Origin of the sequence: Roseivivax lentus (assembly GCF_900156805.1) — a bacterium.
Classification (GTDB): domain Bacteria; phylum Pseudomonadota; class Alphaproteobacteria; order Rhodobacterales; family Rhodobacteraceae; genus Roseivivax; species Roseivivax lentus.
The window spans coordinates 87000-113307 of sequence record NZ_FTOQ01000006.1; the positions used below are offsets into that span (position 1 = coordinate 87000).

General features: G+C 67.3%; 31 protein-coding genes and 1 tRNA gene. 15 read left to right on the forward strand and 17 right to left on the reverse strand.

What is annotated here, in order from left to right; genetic code table 11:
- Positions 1 to 14: 14 nt before the first annotated feature.
- Positions 15 to 614 (forward strand): biotin transporter BioY, encoded by a 600-nt coding sequence (locus BW990_RS11805; protein ID WP_076448247.1) that lies wholly within the window; start codon positions 15 to 17, stop codon positions 612 to 614.
- An 84-nt stretch (positions 615 to 698) separates the two neighbouring features.
- The gene (locus BW990_RS11810; RefSeq protein WP_076448248.1) at positions 699 to 1436 is read left to right on the forward strand and encodes a heme-dependent oxidative N-demethylase family protein; all 738 of its coding nucleotides are present in this window, start codon (positions 699 to 701) and stop codon (positions 1434 to 1436) included.
- Between the two features lie 10 nt (positions 1437 to 1446).
- On the opposite strand, the gene BW990_RS11815 is transcribed toward BW990_RS11810, so the two are convergent.
- The 5 genes from BW990_RS11815 to BW990_RS11835 form a co-directional block, all read right to left on the reverse strand.
- Entirely contained in the window at positions 1447 to 2286 is an 840-nt protein-coding gene (locus tag BW990_RS11815; RefSeq protein ID WP_076448249.1) for a hypothetical protein, read from the reverse strand.
- A gap of 110 nt (positions 2287 to 2396) precedes the next feature.
- Positions 2397 to 3200, reverse strand: coding sequence for a lytic murein transglycosylase (locus BW990_RS11820; protein ID WP_076448250.1), 804 nt, complete (start codon positions 3198 to 3200; stop codon positions 2397 to 2399).
- 92 nt (positions 3201 to 3292) lie between these two features.
- Positions 3293 to 4096: a hypothetical protein gene (locus BW990_RS11825; protein ID WP_076448251.1), complete on the reverse strand. Its 804-nt coding sequence runs from the start codon at positions 4094 to 4096 to the stop codon at positions 3293 to 3295.
- Between the two features lie 387 nt (positions 4097 to 4483).
- Entirely contained in the window at positions 4484 to 5890 is a 1407-nt protein-coding gene (gene glnA / locus BW990_RS11830; RefSeq protein WP_076448252.1) for a type I glutamate--ammonia ligase, read from the reverse strand.
- 46 nt (positions 5891 to 5936) lie between these two features.
- A complete protein-coding gene (locus BW990_RS11835) occupies positions 5937 to 6275 on the reverse strand; it encodes a P-II family nitrogen regulator (RefSeq protein ID WP_076448253.1) in 339 nt (112 codons plus the stop codon).
- Between the two features lie 158 nt (positions 6276 to 6433).
- Here BW990_RS11835 and BW990_RS21370 point away from each other — a divergent pair, with 158 nt between their 5' ends.
- Together BW990_RS21370 and BW990_RS21375 are read left to right on the forward strand one after the other, a co-directional pair.
- Entirely contained in the window at positions 6434 to 7087 is a 654-nt protein-coding gene (locus tag BW990_RS21370; RefSeq protein ID WP_234990240.1) for an NAD(P)H-hydrate epimerase, read from the forward strand.
- A gap of 38 nt (positions 7088 to 7125) precedes the next feature.
- The gene (locus BW990_RS21375; protein ID WP_143526164.1) at positions 7126 to 7932 is read left to right on the forward strand and encodes an NAD(P)H-hydrate dehydratase; all 807 of its coding nucleotides are present in this window, start codon (positions 7126 to 7128) and stop codon (positions 7930 to 7932) included.
- A 171-nt stretch (positions 7933 to 8103) separates the two neighbouring features.
- Here the strand turns inward: BW990_RS21375 and BW990_RS11845 are convergent, their stop codons facing one another.
- On the reverse strand, positions 8104 to 8604 hold the full coding sequence (locus BW990_RS11845) for a Hint domain-containing protein (RefSeq protein WP_076448254.1): 501 nt from the start codon (positions 8602 to 8604) through the stop codon (positions 8104 to 8106).
- A gap of 167 nt (positions 8605 to 8771) precedes the next feature.
- Here BW990_RS11845 and BW990_RS11850 point away from each other — a divergent pair.
- Together BW990_RS11850 and tig are read left to right on the forward strand one after the other, a co-directional pair.
- Positions 8772 to 8856 (forward strand) — tRNA-Leu (locus BW990_RS11850).
- Between the two features lie 24 nt (positions 8857 to 8880).
- Positions 8881 to 10212 carry a trigger factor gene (gene tig / locus BW990_RS11855; RefSeq protein ID WP_076448255.1) on the forward strand — a complete coding sequence of 444 codons (1332 nt, stop codon included), beginning with the start codon at positions 8881 to 8883 and terminating at the stop codon, positions 10210 to 10212.
- 96 nt (positions 10213 to 10308) lie between these two features.
- Here the strand turns inward: tig and BW990_RS11860 are convergent, their stop codons facing one another.
- The 5 genes from BW990_RS11860 to rpsF all read right to left on the reverse strand — a co-directional run bounded on the left by BW990_RS11860 (position 10309) and on the right by rpsF (position 13248).
- The gene (locus BW990_RS11860) at positions 10309 to 11259 is read right to left on the reverse strand and encodes a D-2-hydroxyacid dehydrogenase family protein (protein WP_076448256.1); all 951 of its coding nucleotides are present in this window, start codon (positions 11257 to 11259) and stop codon (positions 10309 to 10311) included.
- A 159-nt stretch (positions 11260 to 11418) separates the two neighbouring features.
- Positions 11419 to 11709: an antibiotic biosynthesis monooxygenase family protein gene (locus BW990_RS11865; protein WP_076448257.1), complete on the reverse strand. Its 291-nt coding sequence runs from the start codon at positions 11707 to 11709 to the stop codon at positions 11419 to 11421.
- Positions 11710 to 11971: 262 nt separating this feature from the next.
- Positions 11972 to 12625: a 50S ribosomal protein L9 gene (rplI, locus tag BW990_RS11870; RefSeq protein WP_076448258.1), complete on the reverse strand. Its 654-nt coding sequence runs from the start codon at positions 12623 to 12625 to the stop codon at positions 11972 to 11974.
- 13 nt (positions 12626 to 12638) lie between these two features.
- The gene (rpsR, locus tag BW990_RS11875; RefSeq protein ID WP_008328567.1) at positions 12639 to 12866 is read right to left on the reverse strand and encodes a 30S ribosomal protein S18; all 228 of its coding nucleotides are present in this window, start codon (positions 12864 to 12866) and stop codon (positions 12639 to 12641) included.
- Between the two features lie 25 nt (positions 12867 to 12891).
- On the reverse strand, positions 12892 to 13248 hold the full coding sequence (gene rpsF / locus BW990_RS11880) for a 30S ribosomal protein S6 (protein WP_076448345.1): 357 nt from the start codon (positions 13246 to 13248) through the stop codon (positions 12892 to 12894).
- 332 nt (positions 13249 to 13580) lie between these two features.
- Here rpsF and BW990_RS11885 point away from each other — a divergent pair, with 332 nt between their 5' ends.
- The 3 genes from BW990_RS11885 (at position 13581) to BW990_RS11895 (ending at position 15161) form a co-directional block, all read left to right on the forward strand.
- On the forward strand, positions 13581 to 13820 hold the full coding sequence (locus BW990_RS11885) for a hypothetical protein (RefSeq protein ID WP_076448259.1): 240 nt from the start codon (positions 13581 to 13583) through the stop codon (positions 13818 to 13820).
- Positions 13821 to 13978: 158 nt separating this feature from the next.
- Positions 13979 to 14569 carry a YceI family protein gene (locus BW990_RS11890; protein WP_076448260.1) on the forward strand — a complete coding sequence of 197 codons (591 nt, stop codon included), beginning with the start codon at positions 13979 to 13981 and terminating at the stop codon, positions 14567 to 14569.
- Positions 14570 to 14777: 208 nt separating this feature from the next.
- On the forward strand, positions 14778 to 15161 hold the full coding sequence (locus BW990_RS11895; protein WP_076448261.1) for a DUF805 domain-containing protein: 384 nt from the start codon (positions 14778 to 14780) through the stop codon (positions 15159 to 15161).
- Between the two features lie 96 nt (positions 15162 to 15257).
- On the opposite strand, the gene BW990_RS11900 is transcribed toward BW990_RS11895, so the two are convergent.
- A complete protein-coding gene (locus tag BW990_RS11900) occupies positions 15258 to 15704 on the reverse strand; it encodes a plastocyanin/azurin family copper-binding protein (RefSeq protein ID WP_076448262.1) in 447 nt (148 codons plus the stop codon).
- 290 nt (positions 15705 to 15994) lie between these two features.
- A complete protein-coding gene (locus BW990_RS11905) occupies positions 15995 to 17209 on the reverse strand; it encodes a cytochrome b/b6 domain-containing protein (RefSeq protein WP_076448346.1) in 1215 nt (404 codons plus the stop codon).
- A gap of 205 nt (positions 17210 to 17414) precedes the next feature.
- On the opposite strand from BW990_RS11905, the gene fabD reads away from it, so the two are divergent.
- The 3 genes from fabD to BW990_RS11920 all read left to right on the forward strand — a co-directional run bounded on the left by fabD (position 17415) and on the right by BW990_RS11920 (position 19610).
- Positions 17415 to 18347: an ACP S-malonyltransferase gene (gene fabD, locus BW990_RS11910; RefSeq protein WP_076448263.1), complete on the forward strand. Its 933-nt coding sequence runs from the start codon at positions 17415 to 17417 to the stop codon at positions 18345 to 18347.
- Positions 18348 to 18437: 90 nt separating this feature from the next.
- Entirely contained in the window at positions 18438 to 19175 is a 738-nt protein-coding gene (fabG, locus tag BW990_RS11915) for a 3-oxoacyl-[acyl-carrier-protein] reductase (RefSeq protein ID WP_076448264.1), read from the forward strand.
- A gap of 201 nt (positions 19176 to 19376) precedes the next feature.
- Complete coding sequence (locus BW990_RS11920) at positions 19377 to 19610, forward strand: acyl carrier protein (protein ID WP_076448265.1); 234 nt, start codon at positions 19377 to 19379, stop codon at positions 19608 to 19610.
- 157 nt (positions 19611 to 19767) lie between these two features.
- Here the strand turns inward: BW990_RS11920 and BW990_RS11925 are convergent, their stop codons facing one another.
- From BW990_RS11925 to mazG, 4 genes are all read right to left on the reverse strand, one after another.
- A complete protein-coding gene (locus tag BW990_RS11925; protein WP_076448266.1) occupies positions 19768 to 20211 on the reverse strand; it encodes a GNAT family N-acetyltransferase in 444 nt (147 codons plus the stop codon).
- 4 nt (positions 20212 to 20215) lie between these two features.
- Positions 20216 to 21205: a YihY/virulence factor BrkB family protein gene (locus BW990_RS11930; protein ID WP_076448267.1), complete on the reverse strand. Its 990-nt coding sequence runs from the start codon at positions 21203 to 21205 to the stop codon at positions 20216 to 20218.
- A 148-nt stretch (positions 21206 to 21353) separates the two neighbouring features.
- Complete coding sequence (locus BW990_RS11935) at positions 21354 to 22364, reverse strand: Fe(3+) ABC transporter substrate-binding protein (RefSeq protein ID WP_076448268.1); 1011 nt, start codon at positions 22362 to 22364, stop codon at positions 21354 to 21356.
- 319 nt (positions 22365 to 22683) lie between these two features.
- The gene (mazG, locus tag BW990_RS11940) at positions 22684 to 23493 is read right to left on the reverse strand and encodes a nucleoside triphosphate pyrophosphohydrolase (RefSeq protein WP_076448269.1); all 810 of its coding nucleotides are present in this window, start codon (positions 23491 to 23493) and stop codon (positions 22684 to 22686) included.
- A gap of 64 nt (positions 23494 to 23557) precedes the next feature.
- Between mazG and BW990_RS11945 the strand changes: the two genes are divergently transcribed.
- From BW990_RS11945 to BW990_RS11955, 3 genes are all read left to right on the forward strand, one after another.
- The gene (locus BW990_RS11945) at positions 23558 to 24739 is read left to right on the forward strand and encodes a M20 aminoacylase family protein (protein ID WP_076448270.1); all 1182 of its coding nucleotides are present in this window, start codon (positions 23558 to 23560) and stop codon (positions 24737 to 24739) included.
- Positions 24740 to 24829: 90 nt separating this feature from the next.
- Positions 24830 to 25795 (forward strand): agmatinase, encoded by a 966-nt coding sequence (speB, locus tag BW990_RS11950; RefSeq protein WP_076448271.1) that lies wholly within the window; start codon positions 24830 to 24832, stop codon positions 25793 to 25795.
- 46 nt (positions 25796 to 25841) lie between these two features.
- Positions 25842 to 26255, forward strand: a complete 414-nt coding sequence (locus tag BW990_RS11955) for a DUF1499 domain-containing protein (RefSeq protein ID WP_327214039.1) — start codon at positions 25842 to 25844, stop codon at positions 26253 to 26255.
- The last annotated feature ends 53 nt before the right edge of the window (positions 26256 to 26308 follow it).

The window sequence follows — 26308 nt, forward strand, 5'->3', positions numbered from 1 at the left end:
AGGGGGATCACCCTATGACAATCGCGCTCAATCGCAACGTGCTGGCAGATGCCTTCGGGCCCAGCGAGGGCACCGCGCTGCGCCTCAAGCAGGCCGCATTGGTGGTGCTGGGCATCGCGGCCCTGGCCGTGGCCGCCAAGATCCGCGTGCCGATGTGGCCCGTGCCGATCACCATGGGCACCTTCGCGGTGCTGACCATCGGCGCGGCCTATGGCGCGCGGCTCGGTCTCGTGACGATCCTCGGCTACATGCTGGTCGGCGCGCTAGGCTTCGACGTCTTCGCGTCCTCTTCGGCGGAAAACGCGGGCCTCGCCTACATGATGGGCGGCACCGGCGGCTATCTTGTGGGCTACGTTCTGGCCATCGTGGCGCTGGGCCTTCTGGCGCGCGCGGGCTGGGACCGGTCGGCGCCGAAGATGGCGGGCGCGATGCTGCTCGGCAACGTGCTGATCTACGCGCCGGGCCTTGTCTGGCTGGGCATGCTTTACGGCTGGGACCAGCCGATCCTGGCCTGGGGCCTGTGGCCGTTCCTCGTGGGCGACGCGGTCAAGCTGGGCCTCGCGGCGCTGCTTCTGCCGCTGGCATGGAAGGCCGTGGCCCGCGCGCGCGGCTGACCACGGCTTAGACTGGCTGCATTATCGCATGACAGCGGCGCGTCGGAGAAATCCGGCGCGCCGTTTCTGCAAAGGGCCTTCGACATGATCCTGCAGACCGAGATCCCCTACGAGATCACCGCCGGGGCACGGCTGCCCGGCACGCGGCCCCTGGGCGATGCACCCTGGCTCATCGCCGACGAGGCCTTCGCCGCCCAGATGGCCGAGCGGGAGCGGCTGCTCGCCACCCGTCGCGACGTGGTCATCGCGGAGGATCCGGCGGCCCGGCCGGCGGTTCTGGAAATGCTCGACACGGTGCTGGAAGCGTTGCCCCCCGGCTTCGCGCGGCAGGGCGCGGAGGTCGTCCGGCCCGACGGCGTGACGGTGGGTATCGACCGGGACGACCCGCTGGCGACGCTGACCCTGCTCGTGCAGGAAGACTTCGTGCTGATGGAAAAGCGCGGCGGCGACGAGCATATGCTGACCGCGGCGACCTTGTGCTTTCCGGCCCAGTGGCGCCTGTCGGAGAAGTTCATGCGGCCGCTGACGACGATCCACGAGCCCGTCCCGCATTACGACGAGGGCGTCGCGCGGCGGGTGCAGCGGCTCTTCGACGGTCTGCAGGACGGCCGGCCGATCTGGCGCTACAACACGCTGCGGCATCGCGACGGGCGGCTGCATCAGCCCGACCGGCCCGATTACCCGAAATGGACCGATACCGAGGCTGCCTTTTTCCGCACCGAGCGGCAGGTGCTCTTGCGGCTGCCGGTGAGCCGGGCGGTGGTCTTCTCGATCCACACCTACGTGCTGGCCAGCGAAGACGCGCCGGGGCTGGGGAACTGAGGGCGGGCGCTCAGACGCCGACGATGGCGAGGATCGGGTCCAACATGCCCGCTTTCCAGAACACCAGCCCCATGCCGCTGAGCGCGCTGACATGCGCGACGGTGCGCAGGTGCAGGGCCGCGGCGATGCGCTGGAAGACCGAGCCGCGGCGCGGGCGCGCGGTGCCGGCGATGGCGTCGGGCGTGTGATCCTCTGACATCTGCGCGTCCGCCCTTTGATTCACCGCCTCCGCGTCGACCGCCTTCCACGCATCGCTCGCCGCGGCGCGTTTCTTCAGCGTGTCGGAGGCGGCCTGACGCGCGGCGGCAATCTTGGCGGCGCGTTCGCGGCCATGGCCGGGCTCGGTCACCGGCGGGCTGTCCTCGAACATCCGGGCGAGGCTTTCCTCGATCTCGTCGATGGAACGTTCGGTGATCGGCGTCTCGATCATCTCGCGGCGCTGACGCTTGGGCGAGACGTAAGAGCAGGAGGCCTGGAATTCCTCGGGGCTGAGCAGCGTCCGCTCGTCGAGCCATTCGACCCGCTCGGCGTCCACGAATTGCAGGCTGCGCATGACGATGTCGGACAGGATCTCGACGCTCTTGTCGATCGAGGGCGTCGCTGCTCGCGGGCGCGGGGCCACGCGGAAGGTCAGCCGGGCGCCGGATTTCGGATCGAGTTCGATGGCGATCTTCACCAGCAGCGTATCGGAGGCCACCGCGCTGTGCTTGATCGAGGCCTTGGGCCGCGCGCCGCTTTTCGCGTCGAACCGCTCCAGAACGTCGCGGACGAGCCGCAGGAACCGGTCTTCCTGCAGACCGGTCAGGCTGGGAACGACGAGGGCGGCATGGGGACGGACAGGCAGGGTCATGGGACACCAGCAGTTATTATTGTTCAACTGCCTGTCACGTTAGCGGGGCATTAGGGAAAAACTTGGGCCGAAGCCGCACCCATTTGAGCCCTTTTTGAAGCGCGGCCCGGTCAGCCGTCGATCCGGGCCGCCATGATCGCGATGGCCTGCTGATAGACGGTGGCGGCGTTCCAGGCCTGGATGGCGGCGAAGTTCGGCTGGCCCTGCTGGTAGCCCGCGCCCGGACGCCAGCCCTTCTGGCGCAGGAAATTCGCGGTCGAGGCCAGCGCGTCGGTCTCGTTGTAGAAATCGACCCGTCCGTCGCCATTGCCGTCGACGCCGTAGCGCAGCGCGTTGCCGGGCAGGAACTGGGTGTGGCCAAGCTCGCCGTGCTTGGCGCCCTTGGTGGTGGGCGAGATCGAGCCGCGATCCACCAGCACGAGCGCGCCGAGCGCATGCGGCTTGAAGAAATCCGAGCGGCGGCAATCGAAGGCCAGCGTGGTGATCGCCGAGACGACCTGGCTGTCGCCCATGAAGCCGCCGAAGGCCGTCTCCATCCCGTGGATGGCGATCAGCACGCCCGCGGGCACGCCGTAGGCGCGTTCGAGTGCTGCGTAGAATTGCGGGTTGCGCGCCTTGCGCTTGCGGCCCTGCGCGACGATCGTGTCGGCCCCGCGCACCTGCATGAACTTGTCGAGCGAGTAGCGGAAGCTTTTCTGGTTCCGGTCGGCAGCGATGGTGGAGGTCGAATACCGGGTATTGGCAAGCGCCTGCAGACCGCGCTGGCCGACGCCCGCGGCCTGCGCCTCGCGGGCGAAATCCGCCTTCCAGGCGTCGAAGCCCGCGGCGGTATCGCTGCAGGGCGCGGCGAGGGCGGTGGTGGCGCTCAGCGCGAGCGCACCGAGAAAGGCGGTCAGGGAAATGCGACGGGGCATGGAAAACCTCTTGGGCGGAATGGGGTCCGCCCAATGGTTACGCGCGAATGGCGTTTTGGCAATGCTGGTTTTCCCGGCCCCGGCGCGCGGGCTCAGAGCCCGGCGACGATTCCGGCCATCGCGCCGGAGCTGTCGAGCGCCACGAAGAGGCCCGCGAGACCCATGGCCAGCGAGGCCACGCGCATGTCCTCGCCGCGCACCACGTTGTGCACGAGCACCGGCACCGCCACGGGTAGCGACACGGTGGCGACCGCGATGGAGACGGCCCAGGTCGACATCCGCGCCTCGGCCGGGGTGATGCCGGCTTCCTGACGCAGCGCATCAAGCTCCGCCTCGCTGGCATCCCGGCAGAGCTCGTCGCGCAGATAGGCGTCATAGGCGCGCACATGGGCATCGAGCCGGACGATGCCCGGGCCATCGGCGGCATTGGCGGGCGCGGGGCTGCGCAGCGCGCGGACCCGGCGGGTCGGCGAGGCGGTCGGACGCGCGCGCACCCGGCGGGGCGCCACCGCGGGTGCGTCGGCGTCGGGCGCGTCGAAGGCCGACAGGAACGCGTCACGCGGCAGAAGCACGTCGTTGTCGAGCCAGATCACGAAGGGTGCGCGGATGTTCTTCAGCAAAAGCTGGGTGATCCCGGCGAGGCGGCGGCAGCCTTCCTCGCCCGAAAGCAGGCCCCGGCCCTTGAGCGACAGCGCCACGCGGGTTTCGCCTTCGGACATGTCGAGATCGAGCGACAGCACCGCGCGGTCGCAATCGAGCGTGACCCCGGTGAGCGTTTCGGTCGCGGCGGACACGGTGAGGCCGTGTTGCGCGGCGGCGGCGCGCAGCGCCGCGTCGATGCGCGAGAGCGACAGGAAGACTTCGCTTTGGAAAACCAGCTTGGCCGAGTAGGTCATCGAAATGTCTCCGGTGCTTGAGTGTGCGTGTGTGTGTGTGTGTGTGCGTTAACCGCAAGATCGCGGGCAAAGCGGACGGCATTTGGCAGGGGATGCGGTGATTTGCAGGCAGATCGCGGCGGAACCGCGTCGAGACCCGCCTTCTTCGCCGTATTCCTGCCCGAAAGCGCCTTGTTGTCGCCCGATACGCGACAATGGCGAGGACCGGCGCAATTTGTTTCGGCGGCTTTTAAGGCCCGGTCGGGGCCTTGTGCGGAGGGGCCCCATGGGCCGCTTGCCGCGGCGATGGCCTAGCGACTCACTGGCAGCGACGGAGGCCCAGATGGCCCCTCAACGCAAAAGGGCGCCCCGGAGGGCGCCCTTCGTCATTCGCTCCCGAGTTCGGGATCAGCAGCCGTAGTAAAGCTGGAATTCGACCGGGTGCGGCGTGTGCTCGTACAGCTCGAGCTCTTCCATCTTCAGGTCGATATAGCCGTCGATCTGGTCCTTGGTGAACACGTCGCCCGCAAGCAGGAATTCGTGATCGGCCTTCAGGCAGTCCAGCGCTTCGCGGAGCGAGCCGCAGACGGTGGGGATGCCCTCGAGCTCCTCGGCCGGCAGGTCGTAGAGGTTCTTGTCCATCGCCTCGCCGGGATCGATCTTGTTCTTGATGCCGTCGAGACCGGCCATCAGGAGTGCCGCGAAGCACAGATAGGGGTTCGCGGACGGATCGGGGAAGCGGGCCTCGACGCGCTTGGCCTTGGGGCTTTCGGTCCACGGGATCCGGACGCAGCCCGACCGGTTGCGGGCCGAGTAGGCGCGCAGAACCGGGGCCTCGAAGCCGGGGATCAGGCGCTTGTAGGAGTTGGTGGACGGGTTGGTGAAGGCGTTCAGCGTCTTGGCGTGCTTCAGGATGCCGCCGATATACCACAGCGCTTCCTGGCTCAGATCGGCGTACTTGTCGCCCGCGAAGAGCGGCTTGCCGTCCTTCCAGATCGACATGTTGCAGTGCATGCCGGTGCCGTTGTCACCATAGATCGGCTTCGGCATGAAGGTCGCCGACTTGCCGTAGGCGTCCGCCACGTTGTGGATGACGTACTTGTACTTCTGCAGATGGTCCGCTTGCTCGGTGAGCGAGCCGAAGATCAGGCCCAGCTCGTGCTGGCAGGACGCCACCTCGTGGTGGTGCTTGTCGACCTTCATGCCCATGCGCTTCATGGTCGAGAGCATCTCGGAACGGATGTCCTGACCGTGATCGGTCGGGTTCACCGGGAAGTAGCCGCCCTTGACGCCGCCGCGATGGCCCATATTGCCCATCTCGTAGTCGGTGTCGGTGTTCCAGGAGCCGTCGATCGCATCAACTTCGTAGGACACCTTGTTGATCTTGTTCGAGAACTTGACGTTGTCGAACAGGAAGAACTCGGCCTCGGGGCCCCAGTAGGAGATGTCGCCGATGCCCGAGGACTTGAGATAGGCCTCGGCCTTCTCGGCGGTGCCGCGCGGGTCGCGCTCGTAAGGCTCGCCGGTGTCGGGCTCGACCACCGAGCAATGCAGGCAGATGGTCTTCTCGGCGTAGAACGGGTCCACGTAGACCGAGTTGGTGTCGGGCATCAGCTTCATGTCGGAGGCTTCGATCGACTTCCAGCCGGCGATGGAGGAGCCGTCGAACATGAACCCTTCGTCGAGAAAATCCTCGTCGACCTCATCGGCCATGACGGTCACATGCTGCAGCTTGCCGCGCGGATCGGTGAAGCGAATGTCGACATATTCGACATCCTCGTCCTTCATCAGTTTGAGAACTGCGTCCTTGCTCATTCCCTGAAGTCCCTTCTTTACTTGAGAATTAACTGTTCTTGGTCGGTTAGAGCGCGTCCGGGCCGGATTCGCCGGTCCGGATGCGGATGGCCTGCTCAACGGGGCTGACGAAGATCTTGCCGTCGCCGATCTTGTCGGTCTTGGCGGCATCGACGATGGCCGCGATGGCGCCGTCGACCTGGTCGTCCTCGAGGACCACCTCGATCTTCACCTTGGGCAGGAAATCGACGACGTATTCCGCGCCGCGATAAAGCTCCGTGTGGCCCTTCTGTCGGCCAAAGCCCTTGACCTCGACGACGGACAGACCCTGGATCCCCGCTTCCTGCAGGGCTTCCTTCACCTCGTCGAGCTTGAACGGCTTGATGATCGCTTCGATCTTTTTCACGCCTTGCCTCCTCGTTTCCCGTTTGAGACGCTGCAGACCACGTCCCATGTGCGGGAACAATCGCCGGGCCGCGGATTTCCCGTGTGAGGAATGCCGGAAAAATAGGCGAGGTCAAGAATTGTGCATGTCGCTCAAGAAATAGGCAGAAGTGAATCACCATGCGCGCCGCACCGGTTCTGACCGCCGCCGAGATGCGCGCCTGCGAGGCCCGGGCCATGGCGTCGGGGGCGGTCAGCGGGCGTGCGCTCATGGAACGGGCCGGGCGCGGCGCAGCGGAGGCCATTGCCGCGCGGGCCGGCGCGGCGCGCATCGCGGTCATCCTTTGCGGGCCGGGCAACAATGGCGGCGACGGATATGTCATCGCGCGGCACCTGCGCGAGGCGGGCTGGGAGGTGCATGTCTGCGCCATGGGCGATCCTGCGCGGCTGCCGCCCGATGCGGCGGCCAATCACGCGGCCTGGTCCGCCATGGGGCCGGTCCATCCCTACACGGCGGAGGTCATTGCCGGTCTCGACCTGCCCGAGGACGCGCCGGTCGTACTGGTCGACGCGCTGTTCGGGATCGGCCAGCGCGCGCCGCTCTATGCGGTTGTGGCGCCCGCGCGCGACTGGATCGCGGCCCGCGCGCCCCGGCCCTTCGTGGCGGCGGTGGACCTGCCCACGGGATACGATGCCGATACCGGCGCCGCGCTGGCGGACACGCCGATGCCCTGCGATCTGGCGGTCACCTTTCATGCGCGAAAGCCCGTCCATGCGATGGGCGCGCTCGGCGCGGCGGAGATCGCGGTCGTCGATATCGGGCTTTCGTCGTGACCGACCGGGCGCCCCGGCATATCGGCCCCGGTCCCGCCATGCGCGCAGCGCTCACGAAATCGGAGGGCGCGCATAAATACGATCACGGCCACGCGCTGGTCCTGTCGGGCGGGGCGGGGCGCACCGGGGCGGCGCGGCTTGCGGCGCGGGGCGCGCTGCGGATCGGGGCGGGGCTGGTGACGCTGGGCGTGCCGGGGGCGGCGCAGCTCGAAGTGGCGATGCAGGTCACCGCGATCATGCTGCGGCGCTGCGAGGACGGCGCGGCGCTGACGGCGCTGCTGGAGGATGGGCGGCTCAACGCGCTCTGTCTCGGGCCGGGCCTCAGCCTTGCGCGGGCGCGCGCGCTGGTGCCCGTGGCGCTCGCGGAGCCCGCGCGCTCCGTTCTGCTCGATGCGGATGCGCTGACGGCCTTTGCGGACGATCCGGACGCGCTTTTCGCGGCGCTGCATCCGCGCTGCGTGCTGACGCCCCATGGCGGGGAGTTCGCACGGCTTTTCGGGGCGCCCGGCGACGATCGCGTGGCGTCCGTGCGCGCAGCGGCGCGGCTTTCGGGCGCGGTGGTGCTTCTCAAGGGCGCCGAGACGGTGATCGCGGCCCCGGACGGGCGGGCGGTCATCGCGTCCGCGACGGGGCGCGCGGCAGCGCCCTGGCTCGCGACGGCCGGATCGGGCGATGTGCTGGCGGGGATCATCACCGGGCTTCTGGCGCGGGGGATTGCGCCGCTGGAGGCGGCAGGGTTCGGGGCCTGGCTTCATGCGGAGGCGGCGCGGCGCGTCGGGCCGGGGCTGATCGCGGAGGATCTGCCCGAGGCGCTGCCGGGCGTGTTGCGCGATCTCGAGTGCTGAGCGGGCGAGATTATCGAGAATAATCTCGACGCAATTTTTTGGAAAAATTGCGGGGTGCTGCGCGCGGTTGGTGCGGCGCCGTCTGGCACCGGGCGGAGAGAGATTATTGGCAATAATCTCCCCGCAATTTTGGGAAAATTGCGGGGCGCGCGCCTTCGGCCGGCGGCCTTCTCAGGCGGGTTCCGTCACCGGCAAAGCCGCGGCGAGTTCGAGACCGTCCGCATAGATGATGTGCGGCGCGTCGAAGACTAGCGCGACGAGCGTCATCTCGACCGGTCCCAGCGTGCGGATGAACTCGCCGTCGACAAGCCGCGCGGCGGGCACGAGCGCGCGGGCGCGGCCGAAGATCGCCTGGGCGCGCCAGTCCCGGATCAGCACTTCCTGGCTGGCGGGCAGAAGCGCGTCCTGGTCGGGGCGGGTATGGCCGAGCGTGCCGGCGCGGATCGCGACCGCGTCGACCGGACCGGTGCGGATCACCACCTCGCGCAGGACGGCCATCCCGGCATCGCGGGTGATGACACGGTCCCCGGGCGAGAGAAATTCGGCCGGCAAGGCGCCGTCGAGCGTGAGCACGGATGTGCCCGCCGCGACGGCGTTCGTCATATCGTGGATGGAGTCGTGGCGCAGAGGGGCGGTGCCCCCCGATACGCGCCGGACCGTTTTCGGTTCCATGGGCGCTGTCCTGCTAGTTCCTGCCTCGTGTTTTCAGCACATTATGGCAATATCACGTTAATGTCGCGCTTTTTCTGGCGCGATTTTTCCCCTCGCATCCCGCCCGGGCCTTTGCTAATGAGCGCAGCGACTGGGGTCGGGCATTGCCCGGCCCCGTTTGGATATTGGCGGGTGTGGCGAAATTGGTAGACGCACCAGATTTAGGTTCTGGCGCCGCAAGGCGTGGGGGTTCAAATCCCTCCACCCGCACCAGAGGATGAGGAAAAGGACACCGAAATGCAGGTCACCGAGACCCTGAACGACGGCCTGAAGCGCGGATACGCGATCAAGGTGACGGCGGACGAGTTGGACGCGAAGGTCAACGAAAAGCTCACCGAGGCGCAGCCCGAGATCGAGATGAAGGGCTTTCGCAAGGGCAAGGTGCCCATGGCCCTGCTCAAGAAGCAGTTCGGCGAGCGCCTTCTTGGCGAGGCCATGCAGGAAGCCGTCGACGGCGCCATGAACAAGCATTTCCAGGACAGCGGCGACCGTCCCGCCATGCAGCCCCAGGTCAAGATGACCAACGAGGACTGGAAAGAGGGCGACGACGTCGATGTCGAGATGTCCTACGAGAAGCTGCCCGAGATCCCCGAGGTCGACCTGTCGGACCTGAAGATCGAGAAGCTCGTTGCCAAGGCCTCCGAGGAGGATGTGGACGAGGCGCTGAAGAACCTCGCCGAGACCGCGCAGGACTTCTTGGACCGCAAGAAGGGCACCAAGTCCAAGGACGGCGACCAGGTCGTGATCGACTTCGTCGGCAAGGTCGACGGTGAGGCCTTCGAAGGGGGTGCCGCGGAGGATTATCCCCTGACGCTCGGCTCCAATTCCTTCATCCCGGGCTTCGAAGAGCAACTCGTGGGCGTCAAGGAAGGCGACGAGAAGGCCGTCGAGGTCAAGTTCCCCGAGGAATACGGCGCCGAGAACCTGGCCGGCAAGGACGCGGTGTTCGACGTGACGGTCAAGGCCGTCAAGAAGCCCGTCGCGGCCGAGATCAACGACGCGCTGGCCGAGAAGTTCGGCGCCGAGGATCTCGAGGCGCTGAAGGGCCAGATCCGCGAGCGGCTCGAGGCCGAGTACCAGGGTGCCGCGCGCCAGGTGATGAAGCGCCAGGTGCTCGACGCGCTGGACAAGAAGGTCAGCTTCGACCTGCCGCCGAGCCTCGTCGAGGCCGAGGCCAAGCAGATCGCGCACCAGATCTACCACGAAGAGCATCCCGAGGATCAGGGCCACGACCACGGCGAGATCGAGCCCACCGACGAGCACAACAAGCTGGCCGAGCGCCGCGTGCGCCTGGGCCTGCTGCTGGCCGAGCTTGGCCAGAAGGCCGAAGTGCAGGTGACTGACGCCGAGATGACCCAGGCGATCATGAACCAAGCGCGGCAATATCCCGGCCAGGAGCGCGCCTTCTTCGACTTCGTACGCCAGAACCAGCAGATGCAGCAGCAGATGCGCGCGCCGATCTTCGAGGACAAGGTGATCGACACGGTCGTCGAGCAGGCCGACGTGACCGAGAAGGAAGTCACCAAGGAAGAGCTTCAGAAGGCCGTGGAGGCCCTCGACGAGGAGTGATCCTTTTCGCGACCGGAAAAGAGAAAGGCCGTCCTTCGGGACGGCCTTTTTCGTTGGGTCGGGGGTCGGGCCCCGGATCGGGCCCGGGGCGCGGCGTTACAGGACCCGGACGGGGGCGCCGGCGTTGAAGGCCCGCACGCAGTCGCCGGCCTCTTCATACATGGTCTGATAGGTCTGCAGCGCGCCGTAGCCGATATGCGGGCTGAGGATCAGCCGGCCGGCCTCGATCAGCGGGGCGTCGCGCAGGGGATGCGCGGCGGGCAGGGGTTCGGTGTCGAACACGTCGAGCGCGATGCAGCCCGGGCGACCGGCGCGCAGGGCAGGCACGATGGCGGCCTCGTCGAGGATCGGGCCGCGCGAGGTGTTCACCAGCACCGCGTCGGGCTTCATCGACGCAAGCTCCGCCGCGCCGATCAGCCCGCGCGTGCGCTCCGACAGGACGAGATGGATCGAGGCGACATCGGCCTCGGCCAGAAGGGCCGCGAGGCTGGGGGCCTGCCGCACGCCGACCTCGTCGCAGCGCGCGGGCGTGAGGTTCTCGCTCCAGGCGACGATGTCCATGCCGAAAGACCGCGCCATCTCGGCCATGAGCGCGCCGAGGCGGCCCAGCCCGACCAGGCCCAGCGTCAGCCCGTCGAGATCGCGGCCCGCCTCCGCCTGCCATCCCCCGGCATTCACCGCGGCGAGGTTCGGCAGGATGTTGCGCGTGGCCATCAGGATCAGCGTCATGGCGAGTTGCGTCGTGGCGGGGGTGCGGCTCGCCGTGCCGCAGACCGTGATGCCGTGCGCCGCGGCGGCCTCGGTGTCGATGGCGAGGTTGCGCATGCCGGTGGTCACGATGAGCCGCAGGTTGGGCAAGGCGTCGATCAGCGCGGCGGTCAGGGGCGTGCGTTCGCGCATCACGCAAAGCGCGTCAAAGGGTGCCAGCGTCGCGGCCAGCGCATCGGGCGCGATCGGGTCGCGGAAGACCGTCACTTCGCAATCCGGGCCGAAATCGGCGAAGCGCCGGGCGTAATCGTGGTAATCGTCGAGCACGGCGAGTTTCATGGTCGCTCTCCCTTGGGTCCGGGACAAGCTGGCGGGATCGGTCCGGGATGCAAGCGCAATCCGCCGGTGCGGTGGCGCATTCGAGGGCTGGAATGCAGGGCGCGGGCGGGGTGTTCGGCCGGGCGCGCGGTCCGCCGGGCCCGGCATCCCGCGCACGGGTCACATGTGACGGAAGTGATGCACCCAGCATTCGGCGACGAATTTTTCCATGCCCTCCGGGATATGGGCGATGGTCCAATCGGATCCCGCGAATTCTCCCAGGCTCGCTTCGCTGTCCCAGACCGAGATCATGGCATAGTCGTCCGGCTCCGCCTCTGTCGGGCCGCCGACGGTCACCTGCGTGCAGCCGGCGAAGCGGGCCACCGACGACCGGGCCACGGTGCGAAAGAGCGGTTCGAATTCCGCGCGGAGTTCGGGCTTGATGCGCACTCTGTAGATGCGGGTGATCATTTTGGCCCTCCGGCGTTGCGCGGCGTCTGTGGTCCCGAGGGGCGGCCGCGGGCTTTTCTCTGCGCCTAAACGACTATCGGCGTGGGGCGGCGTCAACCGGTTTGCGCAGGCGCGGGGCGGTGTCGGGCCTTCGGGACGCTAGGGCATGTGGCCGGGTCGTTCTGCGCACCCGGAAACGTGCGTAGATAAACGCGCAATGAAAAAGGCCGCGGGCGTGATGCGCCGCGGCCTTTTCGAGAACAATCGGTTCGGAAACCGGTGCTTACTTGTCGTCGTCGAGCTTCTCGTCCAGCTCGTCCTTTTCCTGGACGGCGGGCTGATCGGTGGCCTGCTCGACCTCGGTCTCCAGCTCGTCGAGCTGGGCGGCGCCCAGATCGTCGAAGAGCTCGGCGATTTCGAACTCGGCCTGCGCCTCTTCCTCGGCGGCGGCATCCTGGATGGTGCGGCCCGACGCCTGCAGCTCGGCCTCTTCGGGCGAGCGGGCGACGTTGAGGGTGATCGTGGTGATTACTTCGGGGTGCAGGTGCAGCTCGACCTCGTGCAGGCCCAGCTCCTTGATGGGCTCGCGGATGATGACCTGCTTGCGGTCGACATCGAAGCCCGCTTCCTTGCAGACGTCCGAGGCGTCGCGCGTGGTCACGGAGCCGTAGAGGTTGCCGCCGTCGGAGGCCTGGCGAATCACCACGAACTGCTCGCCGCCGAGCTTGTCGGCCACGGCTTCGGCTTCCTTGCGGGTCTCGAGGTTGCGCGCCTCGAGCTGGGCCTTCTGGCCCTCGAAGGAGGCGATGTTTTCCTTCGACGCGGTCAGGGCCTTGCCCTGCAGCAGAAGGTAGTTGCGCGCGAAGCCGGGCTTGACGTCGACGACGTCGCCCATCTGGCCGAGCTTGGCCACGCGTTCCAGAAGAATGACTTGCATGTGCGTGCTCTCCTTACTTCACGGCGTAGGGCAGAAGGGCGAGGAAGCGGGCGCGCTTGATCGCACGGGCCAGCTCACGCTGCTTCTTGGCCGAGACGGCGGTGATGCGCGAGGGGACGATCTTGCCGCGCTCGGAAATGTAGCGCTGCAGGAGCTTGGTGTCCTTGTAGTCGATCTTCGGCGCATTGTCGCCCGAGAACGGGCAGACCTTGCGGCGGCGGAAAAACGGTTTTGCTGCCATGGGTTATGTCCTTTTCTTCAGGCGATCAGTTGCGGCGCTCGCGACGGGTGTCGCGTTCGTCGCGTTTCTGCATCTGGGCCGAGGGGCCCTCTTCGTGGGCGTCGACCTTGATGGTCATCACGCGCATCACGTCGTCATGCAGGCGCATCAGGCGCTCCATTTCCTGGACCGCGTCGGCGGGCGCGTCGGTCTTCAGGAAGGCGTAATGGCCCTTGCGGTTCTTGTTGATCTTGTAGGCCATGGTCTTCACGCCCCAATACTCCGACTCGACGAGCGTGCCGCCGTTATCGGTGAGAATGGACGAGAAATGTTCGACGAGGCCCTCGGCCTGGGTGTTGGACAGGTCCTGGCGCGAGATAAAGACATGCTCGTAAAGCGGCATGTGGTCTCCGTTCATATGTCGGCGCATTTCATAGGACAGGCTGGTGATCCTTCCGCCCCTGTCCACGAGAGTCTGCGCGGGGTGATACGTCTTGCGAAAGGAGCGCTCCGTATACACGGAATGGCCGGTGGCGCAAGGTCCGCTTCCCGTGCGGAGGCCGGCGGGACCGGGCAGCGCCGTGGCGCCGTAGCGCGGCGGTGTTTCAGGCGAACGCGGCGGGCCAATTGTGGCGAAGCGGGGGCAGGGTGCCTGCACATTTCCCCGTGCGTGCCCCAATCCGGTCCGTTTCAGGCGATTAATTCCATTCCGAGAACAATCGGAGGAATTGTCCCATGGCCTATGTCAACGATCTGCACAGCACCGAACCGGCGGAGATGCCGGTGGGCCTGTCGATCCTCGCGCGCCTCTGGTTCGGCGCGCTCGGCCTCGGCTGTCTCGTGGCGGTTCCGGGGATCTGGATCGCGGATACCGGGCTCGCCCTGCCGGAGATCGCGCTGGTCAAGCTGGGCCTGTCGGTGTTCCTCGGCGGTGCCGGTCTGGCCGCCCTGGGCTTTGCCCGCCACGCCCGCTGAGGCGCCTTCCGCGCGGGTCCTGCGACGTCTGTGCGCGGAAAAAGACAAGTGTTCATAATTCCACAGGTTGTGTGATTTCTCATGGGCTTGGCGTTTGCGCGCCGAGCCGCATCTTCTTCATCACAACAGGCCACATCCGGCCAACAGATGGAGATATCATGAAGACGTTCGCCTTTGCCGCCGCCCTGACCGCCCTGCCGCTCGCCGCGTTCGCCGCGCCCGAGAAGTGGATCCTCGACCCGAGCCACAGCCAGATCGTGTTCAACTACAACCACCTCGGCTTCTCGACCACCTACGGGATGTTCTCGGGGTTCGAGGGCGAGATCATGTTCGACGAGGAAGACCCCGCGAACTCCTCCGTCGAGGTCTCCTTCCCGGTGATGTCGATGTTCACCGGCTGGGAAGCACGCTTCAACCATTTCATGGCCGATGACTTCTTCGGCGCGGAAGACGGCGACATGGTCACCTTTACCTCGACCGGTATCGAAGTGACCGGCGAGAACACCGCCGAGATCACCGGCGATCTGTCGATGAACGGCGTGACCAAGGCCGTGACGCTGGACGCGACGCTGAACCAGCAGATGGCGCACCCGATGGAGAACAAGCCTTGGGTCGGTTTCGACGCGACCACCACGGTGCTGCGTTCGGACTTCAATGTCGGCGCCTTCGCACCCTACGTCTCCGACGAGGTGCAGGTGATGATCTCGATCGAGGCCTCCAAGGCCGATGTGGACCAAGCCTCCAACTAAGCCGGTCCAATCGCGCATCGCGTGATGGTTCTGAACAGAGCGCCCGCCGGTTCGGTGGGCGTTTTTTTTGCCCGGCAGGCCTTGGGCCGGGCTGTCGCCGCGCCGTGAGGGCCCATTGCCTTGCTGCATGGCGGCGGGCCGGGCATGCTTTCGACGCGAAGCGCCGACATTGAGCGCCGCGATTTGAACAAGGCATTTGGAGCACGCGATGAATTTCCAGGACGCCGTCACGACCTGTTTTTCGAAATATGCCACCTTTCGCGGACGCGCTCGGCGGTCGGAATTCTGGTGGTTCATCCTGTTCGTGACCGTTGCCAACATGGTGTTGAGCATGATCGACGGGCTGCTCTTCGGCACCGCGACCGACGGGCAGCCGGTCTCGATCCTGGGGGCGCTTTTCTCGCTGGCGGTGTTTCTGCCCGCCCTCGCGGTGGGCGTCCGGCGGCTGCACGATATCGGCAAGTCGGGTTGGTGGTATCTGCTCTGCCTCATCCCCGTCATCGGCGCGCTGGTGCTGATCTACTTCTTCGTACAGCGCGGCATGGACGGGGTGAACGATTTCGGGCCGGATCCCTTGGCCGCTGACGGCTGACGGGGGCGCCCGCCACGAAAAAACGCCCGCCGGGAGGGGCGGGCGTTTTGTTTCGGTCAGGCGGCAACGCTGTGGATGCCTTTGTCCACCTGAGAATTAGCTGCCGAGCGCTTGCGCTTCCTCGACCAGCGCCTCGATCTTGTCGCCGGAGCGGCCGGGGATGCGTGCCTCGAGCACCGCGTCGGCGTTCGACGTGTCGCCGCCCGCCACGATCAGCGCGGCCATGCCGAGGCCCACATGCGGCTGGCAGATCACGGCGGTGAGGCCCGCTTCGGTGATCTCGTATTCGACGGCCTCATTGATGCGGCCGCGGAACTCTTCCTGACCTTCGGGGATCGCGCCGTCGACGGACTGGGCGTTGTGGCCCTTGTCGGTGGGCACGAAGCGGATCACGTCGCCGACCTCGGCTTCGATCAGTTCCTGGCCGAAGACCATGTTGTTGCCGTCCGCATCGCGGTTCAGCATCTCGATCTCGATGGTCTCGGCGAGGGCCGGGGAGGCGAGGGCGATGGCGGCGGTGGCGGTCATCAGAATGCGTTTCATGGTACGTCCTTTGGTTGGTTCGTTGCCTTGTTGGTACATAGGTGGCCCCTCAAGACGCGGCTGCCAGAGACGAGACGTCGCGGGAACTTCACGGTACCGAGAGCGGAGACGGATTTGCGTGCCGGACCGGGGTTTTGCGGTGGGGCGTGCTACGGATTTGGGGAGGTTGAGCGCGCGGGCCGGGCGGGGAACCGCGCCTGTGCCTTATGTGGCGTCAGGCGCGGGCGCAGAGGGTAACGGCGCCGGTCCCGCGGGTGCGGTCCCGGCGCGCGCCAATCGCGCGCCCGCGTTCAGGCGCCCGCTTCGGCCTGCCGGCGCGCGGTCAGGGTCACCCGCAGGCCCACGGAAAAGCCGAGCTGCCCTTCGTCCTGGATGTTCGTGCCGACGCCGAAGGTGCGGCGGTCCATGGTCAGGCGGCCATCCATCTCGGCCACGCCATCCTCGGAGATCAGCAGTTGGAAAGGCAGGGTCAGGGGGGCGGTCTCGCCCTTCAGGGTCAGCGTGCCGCGGGCCTCGTAGCCGTCGGCGACCTTGACGATATCAGCCTCAAAACGGGCGCGGGGATGCTCTTCGGCGGCAAGGAAATCGGGGCCCTTCGCCTGGCCCGTCACCGATCCCAGCGTCAGCGAGGCGATCGCCACCTCGACGGTGACATCGCCCCAGATGCCGGGCTTGTCCTGTTCCTCGAAGGTGATGTCGGCGGTCCAGTCGGCGAACTCGCCCGTCACTTCGGAGCCGTTCTGGGTGATCGAGAGGGCGAGCGTGCCGTCCTCCACGACCCAGTCCGAGGCCACCTCCTCGAGCGCGGCGGTCTCGGTGCCGGTCTCTTCGGGCGCGTACCAGCCCGCGGCGCCCGCGCCGCCCAGAACCACCGCCCAGACCGCGACGGCGGCGAAGGCGGGCAGAACGTGCCCCTGGCGGACCGGCACGATGCCGGCCTCGGTGCGGCCCGGCAGCATCCGCGCCAGCGTCGCGTCGCGGTCGATGATGTGGTGCTTGAGCGCGCCCAAGATGTGCGCCGCCAACGCCAGCCAGAGCGTCACGTTGAAGAGGTAATGCAAAGTCGAGAAGACCTCCGCCAGCGCCTCGTCCTCGGAAATGAAGGGCAGCGACTGGCCCAAGGGCCACCAGATCGGCGCGAAGCCCGTGGTGGCCGAGTGGTAGGCCCAGCCCGACAGCGGGATGAGGATGATCGAGCCATAAAGCAGCCAATGCGCGACGCCGGCGGCGAAGGTCTCGACCCGCCGTTCGGGATGCAGTGGCACGGGCTTGGGTTGCGCGATGGCCCAGAGCACACGCAGGATCGCCGCGAAGAGGATGGTGACGCCCAGCGTCTTGTGGATCGAGAAGGCGGTCTTCTTCAGCGCGATCTCGTCCTCGCCGCCCAGCGGCAGCCATTCGGCCCAGAGGCCCAAGGCGATGTTCGCGATCATCCCGAGGGCGATGATCCAGTGAAAGGATTTGGCGACCCAGCCGTAGCGGGTCAGGGTGTTTCCTGCGGGCATGTCTTGCGGGTCCTTCGATCCGTGATCTCGAATGTGGTTGGGTTCCAGATAGATGCCGCGCGCGCCGGAGCAATCGCGCAGGACCGCACAGCGGGTGCGCATCCCGTTGCGTCACCCGGCGCCGCCCGCTACACCCCTCGGACCACGCGCTGCGTCGGACCGGGGCCCGCCAAGAGGTCCGGGGGACAGAAATTCGGAGGACCTTATGAGCCGCGCTTTCCTCTTTCCGGGCCAGAGCGCCCAGGCCATCGGCATGGGCCGCGATCTGGCGGAGGCCTATCCCGCCGCCCGCGCCGTCTTCGACGAGGTCGACGACGCGCTGGGGCAGAAGCTTTCGGCGCTGATCTGGGAGGGCGAGGCGGAGACGCTGACCCTGACCGAGAACGCCCAGCCCGCGCTGATGGCCACCTCGATGGCGGCGATGCGCGCCCTCGAGGCCGCGGGCATCAAGGTGACCGATGCCGATTACGTCGCGGGCCATTCGCTGGGCGAATATTCCGCGCTGGCCGCCGCGGGCGCGCTCAGCCTCGCCGATTGCGCGCGGGCGCTGCGCATCCGGGGCCGCGCCATGCAGGAGGCGGTGCCGGTGGGCGAGGGCGCGATGGCGGCGATCCTCGGGCTCGATATCGAAGCGGTGCGCGCCATCGCCGCCGAGGCCGCCGAAGACGGCGTCTGCGCCGCGGCCAACGACAACGATCCCGCGCAGGTGGTCATCTCGGGGCACAAGGCGGCGGTGGAACGCGCCGCGGCGCTGGCCAAGGACAAGGGCGCCAAGCGCGCGCTGATGCTGCCGGTCTCGGCGCCCTTCCATTGCAGCCTGATGGCCCCCGCCGCGCGGGTCATGCAAGAGACGCTGGCCGAAATCGACATCAGCGCGCCCGCCGTGCCGGTCGTGTGCAACGTGCGCGCCGAGGCCGTGAGCGACCCGGACGCCATCCGCGCGCTGCTGGTGGAGCAGGTGACGGGCGTGGTGCGCTGGCGCGAAAGCGTCGCCTGGATGGCCGCGCAGGGCGTGGACGCCTTCTGGGAAGTGGGCGCGGGCAAGGCGCTTTCGGGCATGGTGAAGCGGATCGCGAAGGAGGCCGGGACGCGCAACATCGCGACGCCCGCCGATGTCGCGGCGGCGGCCGCCGGCTAGGGCCAAAAAGGGCCCGGCAGGGCCCGATGAGGTGCGACGCCTCGCTTAAGGTACGGGCGCCCCGCAGGGCGCGGAGACGGGAGAGAGAAAATGTTCGATCTGACGGGAAAATCGGCGCTGATCACCGGCGCCTCGGGCGGCATCGGGGGCGAGATCGCCCGCGCGCTGCATGGCGCAGGCGCCCAGGTGGGCCTTTCGGGGACCCGCGAGGCGCCGCTGCAGGAGCTTGCCGGGGAACTCGGCGAGCGCGCCTTCGTGCTGCCCTGCAACCTTTCGGATGCGGAGGCCGTGGCGGCCCTGCCGAAACAGGCGGCCGAGGCCATGGGCGCGGTCGACATCCTCGTGAACAACGCGGGCATCACCCGCGACAACATCTTCATGCGGATGTCGGATGACGAGTGGCAATCGGTGCTGGACGTGAACCTCACCGCGACCTTCAAGCTCTGCAAGGGCGTGATGCGCGGCATGATGAAGGCGCGCTGGGGCCGGATCGTGAACATCTCGTCGATCGTGGGGGCCACCGGCAACCCGGGCCAGGCCAATTACGCCGCCGCCAAGGCGGGCATGGTCGGCATGTCGAAATCGCTGGCCTACGAGGTCGCGACCCGCAACATCACTGTCAACGCCGTGGCGCCCGGCTTCATCGAGACCGCGATGACCGAGAAGCTCACCGACGAGCAGAAAGGCCAGATCATGGGCCAGATTCCCATGGCGCGCATGGGCACGCCCGGGGAGATCGCCGCGGCGGTTCTCTATCTCGCGAGCCCCGAGGCGGGTTACGTCACCGGCACCACGCTGCACGTCAACGGCGGCATGGCGATGCTGTAGGATACGGGTTGACGGCAGGGGCGGAAAGCGTTTGCCTCTGCACACCGCTGTGGTAAGAGCGCAGCCAGTTTTGGAACCGGGACACATATCCGGGCCTGACACCCTTCACCCCCGGGGCGATCCGGGGACATCGCATCTTCGGGGACATCTCCGGAGGCGCATATTGGGCCAAGTCGCCCGGACAACGATGAGGAAGTGACAATGAGCGACATCGAAGATCGCGTGCGCAAGATTGTGGTCGAGCATCTTGGCGTGGAAGAGGACAAAGTGGTCGAGAACGCCTCGTTCATCGACGACCTCGGTGCGGACAGCCTCGACACGGTCGAACTGGTCATGGCGTTCGAGGAAGAGTTCGGGATCGAGATCCCCGACGACGCCGCCGAGACCATCCAGACCTTCGGCGATGCGGTGAAGTTCATCAAGGAAGCCGCGTAAGCGCCCTTGAAAGTTCGTATTTTCGAAAACGGCGTCCTTCGGGGTGCCGTTTTTCTTTTGCGGCGGGATTCACCCGCCCGGCGCGCTCGGCTCGGCGATTCCCGGGCCTGCGCATGGGGATGGTAAAGGTGCGGGGCAGGGCGCGCAGTCGGCGCGGCTAGAGCGTCTTGCGATAGAAGACGCGGTGATAGCCGTCGACCTCGGCGCGATGCGTCTCGACAAAGCCCATCGCGGTATAGAGGCGCTGATTTCGGGTCATCGCGACATTGGTGCAGAGCCGCAGATCGCGGCTGCCCATCTCGCGCGCCCAATCCTCGATGGCCGCGATCAGGCGCTTGCCGAGCCCGCCGGCCTGCGCATCGGGGCGCACGGCGATGGTGTCGATCCAGACCGATCCGCTCTCGATCCGGGTGGTGCAGAAGCCTGCCGGGCCGCGCGCATCCTCGACCATGTAGCCGCCGCCTCGGCGGATCGCGGCGCCGTAATCCGCGTCCATCGGGGCCGGGCGGCGGCCGATCACCTCAACATAAGGCGCGAAGGCCGCCTCGGCGAGCTGCGACAGCGTTGCAGCATCGGCTCGGCGGAGGGCGCGCAGGTGCATGGCCCTAGTCGCCGGTCATCTGGGACAGGGAGCCCACCCGACCGGGCATCGCGTCGGCCTTGGCCGCGCCGCGCTCGCCCATGCGGCGCTCGCGCTTCCCGGCGGTCGAATCGCGGCCCGTCTGGTATTCCATCTCGGCATTCACCTCGGCGCCGAGCAGGATGATGAAGGCCGAGAGCCACATCCAGGTCAGCAGGATGATGACACCGCCGAGCGCGCCGTAGGTCTCGTTGTAGCTCGCGAAGTTTTTGGCGTAGATCGAGAAGCCGGTCGTGCCGACCATCCACAGAAGCGTCGCCAGAACCGCCCCGGGCACCACCCAGCGCCATTTCGGCGGCCGGCGCGACGGCGCGTAGCGGTAGAGGAAGGACAGCCCGCCCACCGACATCAGTGCCAGCAGAACGAATTGCGCGGCCAGCACCAGCGTCTCGACCGCGTAGGACACGCCCAGAAAGGCCAGCGCCGCAGGTGTGCCGATCATCATCGCCAGCGACACGAGCACCCCGAAGATCAGCACCGAGGTCAGCACGTAGGCGGTGAAGTTGAGCTTGAAGAAGCCCCGCCGCTCGCGTTCGCCATAGGCCACGTTGATCCCGGCCATCAGCGTCTTGACCCCGCGCGTCGCCCCATAGACCGCAAGCAGAAGCGACAGCATGGACAGCAGACCCGTGGCGCTGTCGGAGCCGCCGGTGACCTGGATCACCTGGTCCTGCAGGATGTTGGCGGCATTTTCGGGCAGCAGCATCGCCAGTTCGTCGAGCTCGTCCGCCACGTCCTGCGGATCCAGCGCGTAGCCCGCCACCGAAATGAGCGCGGTGACCGCGGGAAAGATCGCCAGCAGGCCGAAAAAGGCCACGCCCGCGGCGATCACCAGGACATTGTCCTCGATCGTGTCGGTGTAGACCCGCCGAAGGATCTGGAACCAGGCGCGCAGCGGCAGCTCTCTCGGGCGGGTGGCGTTGGCGCCGGGCGCGACATGGGGCTTGGAATACATCTGCGGTGTCTTCGCTCGTTCGTTTGGTCTGTCTAGGCGCCAAGACATAGCATTCGAAAGCCCCGACACCACCAAAGCCTGCCGAGATCACAAAAAACCCCGGCATCGGGGATGCCGGGGCAGTGGTCGACAAGCGCGGAGGGAACCGTCAGCCGTCGAAATCGATCTCTTCCATGATCCGCAGCGCGTCGGGGCGCAGGGCGGCGAGGTCCATCAGGTTGACGTCATCGGCGGTGAACGCGCCCCAGGACGCCACGGTCTCGGAGGTTTCGGCGCCGGGACGGACCGGGTATTCGTAATTCACCTCGGCATAGATTTCCTGCGCGTCGGAGGAGGCGAGGAATTCCATGAATTTCAGCGCGTCCTCCCGGTTCGGCGCCGCCGCGGTCATCGCCGCGCCCGACACGTTCATGTGCGTGCCGCCATCCTCGAAGGCCGGGAACAGCACGTTGACGCTTTCGGCCCAGGCGGTCTGCTCCTCGTCCTCGAGCATCTTGCCCATGTAATAGGTGTTGCCGAGCGAGATGTCGCATTCGCCGGCCCAGATCGCGCGGACCTGCGCGCGGTCATTGCCCTGCGGCTTGCGCGCGAGGTTGTCCTTGAGGCCCTGCGCCCATTCCTTGGCGGCGTCGTAGCCGTGGTGATGGATCATCGCCGAGAGCAGCGCGAGATTGTAGGGATGCGTGCCCGAGCGGGTGCAGATGCGGCCTTCCCACTTGTCCGAGGCGAGATCCTCGTAGGTGGTGATTTCCGAGGGATCGACGCGCTCCTTCGAGGCATAGACGATGCGCGCGCGGGTGGTCACGCCGAACCATTCGTTGCCCGGATCGCGGAACGCGGCGGGGATGTTCTCGACCAGCGCGGGGCTTTCGACTGCCTGCGTGACGCCCGCATCCACGGCCTGGCTCAGGCGCGCGATGTCGACGGTCATGATGATGTCGGCGGGGCTGCGGCTGCCTTCGGCGGAGAGACGCTCGGTCAGGCCCTCGTCGAGATAGACGACATTGGTCTCGATCCCGGTCTGCGCGGTGAAGGCATCGGTGATCGGCGCGATCAGTTCGGGCTGGCGCTGCGAGTAGATGTTGACTTCGGCCAGGGCCGGCGTGGCCGCGATCAGGGCCAGCGTGGCTGCTTGGATCGTCTTTGCGGGAACGGACATAAGCTCTCCTGTTGTCTCTGTGCGATCTGTTCCGATGGCGCAGAAATGCCTGACTGAAACAGTCGGGTCAATACCCGACAAAAAAAATCGGAATAAATTTTCGAAGGGAAAATGCCGGCGCGGCATTTTCGCGCTTTCTTGCGAAGAAAGCGGGGCGGGTGGTGGCGTTGGCGCGGTACGGGGGCGCGTTTGCGTGTGGCGGCGATGGGCCGGGGCTGCCGCGCGGCCCGCCTGCGACGGTCTGGATCCGGTTGCGACCGCCGGGCCGGGCGCGGTTTCCGCGTTCGGAAACCGGCCGCTTTTCCGCGCCGGAAAAGCGTCAGGCGCGGGACTTTTCGCGGGCCTTCGCCGCATCCCAGAGCGCGTCCATCTCCGCGAGATCGCTGTCCTCGGGCCGCTTGCCCTCCGCGGCGAGCGCGGCCTCCACCGCGCCGAAGCGGCGGATGAATTTCTGGTTGGCCGCGCGCAGAGCCGCCTCGGGGTCGATGCCCAGATGCCGGGCGAGATTGGCCATGACGAACATCAGATCGCCGAATTCCTCGGCCCGGTGGTCGGGATCGGTCGCGGCGCGCAGCTCGCCCGCCTCCTCGACGATCTTGTCGATCACCTGGTCGGTCTCGGGCCAGTCGAAGCCCACCCGGGCCGCACGATTCTGCAGCTTCACCGCGCGGGTCAGGGCGGGCAGCCCGGGGGCCACGCCGTCGAGCACCCCGGTCTCGGCGCGGGCGGCGCGTTCGGCGGCCTTCACCGCCTCCCAGTCGCGGGTCTGCTGTTCGGCGCTTTTCGCGTTCGATTCGTCGCCGAAGACATGCGGGTGCCGGGCAACCATCTTGTCGGCGATGGCATTGGCCACGTCGTGGAAATCGAACAGGCCCCGGTCCGCGGCGATCTGCGCGTGAAAGACCGACTGGAAGAGAAGATCGCCCAGCTCGCCCTTGAGCTCGTCCCAGGCCTCGCGTTCGATCACGTCGGCGACCTCGAAGGCCTCCTCGATCGTGTAGGGGGCGATGGTGGCGAAGCTCTGCTCCAGGTCCCAGGGACAGCCGCGGTCGGGATCGCGCAGCGCGGCCATGATCGCCAGAAGCCGTGGCATCCCGCCTTGCGGATCGTGGATCAGCGCGTCATCCATGGGGCATCCCTTCGGTCGTGTCTCGTCGAGAGGGATGGCCGAAGCCCCAGGAGGAGTCCAGCACATGCCGCCCGTCAACCGCATCGCCGAGTTCGCCCCGGACATGAAGACCTGGCGCCGCCACCTGCACGCCCATCCCGAGCTGGGCCTCGACTGCGTCGAGACCGCGGCCTTCGTGGCCGCGCGGCTGCGCGAGTTCGGCGTCGACGCGGTGCATGAGGGCATCGCGCGGACCGGCGTGGTCGCCGTTATCGAGGGGCAACAGCCGGGGCCCGTCACCGGGCTGCGCGCCGACATGGACGCGCTGCCGATGAGCGAGGAGACCGGCGCCGAACATGCCTCGACCAATCCGGGCCGGATGCATGCCTGCGGCCATGACGGGCATACCGCGATGCTGCTGGGCGCCGCGCGCTACCTTGCGGAGACGCGCAACTTCGCGGGCCGCGTCGTCCTGCTGTTCCAGCCCGCCGAAGAGACGATCGGCGGCGCGCGGATCATGGTCGAGGAGGGCGTGATGGACCGCTTCGGCATCGAGGAGGTCTACGCGCTTCACACCAACCCGTCGCTGCCCGAGGGCGCCTTCGCCACGCGGCCCGGCCCGATCATGGCCGCGGTGGACGATTTCACCATCACCCTGAGGGGGAAGGGCGGGCACGCGGCGCGGCCGCATATGTGCACCGATCCGATCCCGGCGGCGATGGGCCTCGGTCTGGCCATGCAGACCATCGCGTCGCGCAACACCGACCCGCTGGGGCAGATCGTGGTGTCGATCACCCAGGTCCATGCGGGCTCCGCCTGGAACGTCATCCCCGAGACGGCGATGATCGCGGGCACCGTGCGCACCTTCGATGCCGAGGTGCGGGACATGGCCGAGGCGCGCATCCGCAAGCTCGCCGAGACCCATGCGGCGGGCGCCGATCTGAGCGTCGAGATCACCTATGACCGCTCCTACCCCGCGACGGTGAACCACACCGCCCAGACCGCCTTCGCGGCAGAGATCGCGCGCGAGATCGCGGGTGCGGAGGCGGTGGATACGGACGCGCCGCCGGTCATGGGGGCGGAGGATTTTTCCTACATGCTGGAGGCGCGGCCCGGCGCCTATCTCAAGCTGGGCCAGGGGGTGGGTCCGGGCGTGCATCACCCGAAATTCGATTTCAACGACGCGGTGGCGCCCCTCGGGGCCTCGTTCTTCGTCCGGTTGATCGAGCGGCGGCACGCGCTGGCGCATGCGCGGGCGGCGGAGTGACGCGCCGCCCCTGACCCTTCACCTTTCCGAAAAAACGCAAAAGCGACGCCGGCAGAGGCGCATCGCCCGGGGAAAAGGACAAAGCCCGCCATGGCGCTCGAAGATGCCAAGACCCAGATCGACCACGCCTTCACCCGCGGCGACCCGCGCGGCCTGTCCTATGAAAACGCCTTCGCGGGCGCCACGTCCTTCCTGCGGCGCCGCTACACCAAGGATCTCGCGGGCATCGACATCGCGGTGACCGGGCTGCCCTTCGACCAGGCGGTCACGAATCGTCCCGGCTGCCGTTTCGGACCGCGGGCGATCCGCGAGGCCTCCAGCCTGCAGACCTACGACCCGCCCTATGGCTGGGACGGCTTCGATCCCCTGAGCGCCTTCGCGGTCGCGGATTACGGCGACATGGCCTTCGATTACGCCAATGTGGCCGAGGTGCCGGGCCGGGTGGAGGCGCATATCGCCTCGATCCTCGATCAGGGCGCCGCGGCGCTGAGCCTCGGCGGCGATCACTTCCTGACGCTGCCGATCCTGCGCGCCCACGCGGCGAAATACGGGCCCCTCGCGCTCATTCAGTTCGACGCCCATTCCGACAGCTGGCAGGACGACGATCCCACCCGGATCGATCACGGCACCTTCGTCTACAAGGCGGTGCGCGAGGGGCTGATCGACCCCGCCCGCTCGGCGACCATCGGCATCCGCACGACCAATCCCGACATGCTGGGGATCGCCAATCTCGATGCGCGGTCGGTGCATGAGACCGGGCCCAATGCCACGGCGGCACGGGTGCGCGAGATCGTGGGGGATGCGCCCGCCTACCTGACCTTCGATATCGACTGCCTCGATCCGGCCTTCGCGCCGGGCACCGGCACGCCGGTCTGGGGCGGGCTCAGCTCGGGGCAGGCGGCGATCTGTCTGCGGGAACTTGCCGGTTTGAACGTCGTCGGCGGCGATGTGGTTGAGGTCAGCCCGCCATACGATACGACGGGCGCGACCGCCATCGCGGGCGCGCATGTGGCGACGGAAATTCTTTGTCTCTGGGGATGGACCCGGAGAAGATAACACCGCGTTCCGGAACGACGTGCTCCAATCACAAAGGCCTGTATCAGTGCTGAAATTCATCTTCTGGCTCATCATCCTGCTGATCGTCGCGGGCGTCGCCTATATCCGCTTCGCTCCCTCCGATCCGGAGGTCTGGCATGTCGATCCGCAGGTCACCGCCGATCAGGACCTCGCAGCGGGTGTGCGACGGCGCCTCGACGCGGGCGAGGACACGCTGGCCGATCTCGACCGCATCATCCTGTCGACCCCGCGCACGGAGCTGGTCGCGGGCAGCGTCGCAGAGGAGCGGATCACCTATGTCACCCGCTCCAAGTGGATGGGCTTTCCCGATTACACCACGGTGCAGCAGGTCGAGGACCGCATCGAGATTTATGCGCGCGCGCGGTTCGGCCAGTCCGATCTCGGCGTGAACAAGGCGCGCGTCGAGGGCTGGCTGGCGGAATTGCCGCAATCGGAGTGAGGGGCGCTGGCCTGTCATGACCTGCGCGATCCGGTGCCCCCTTCGACCTGGGG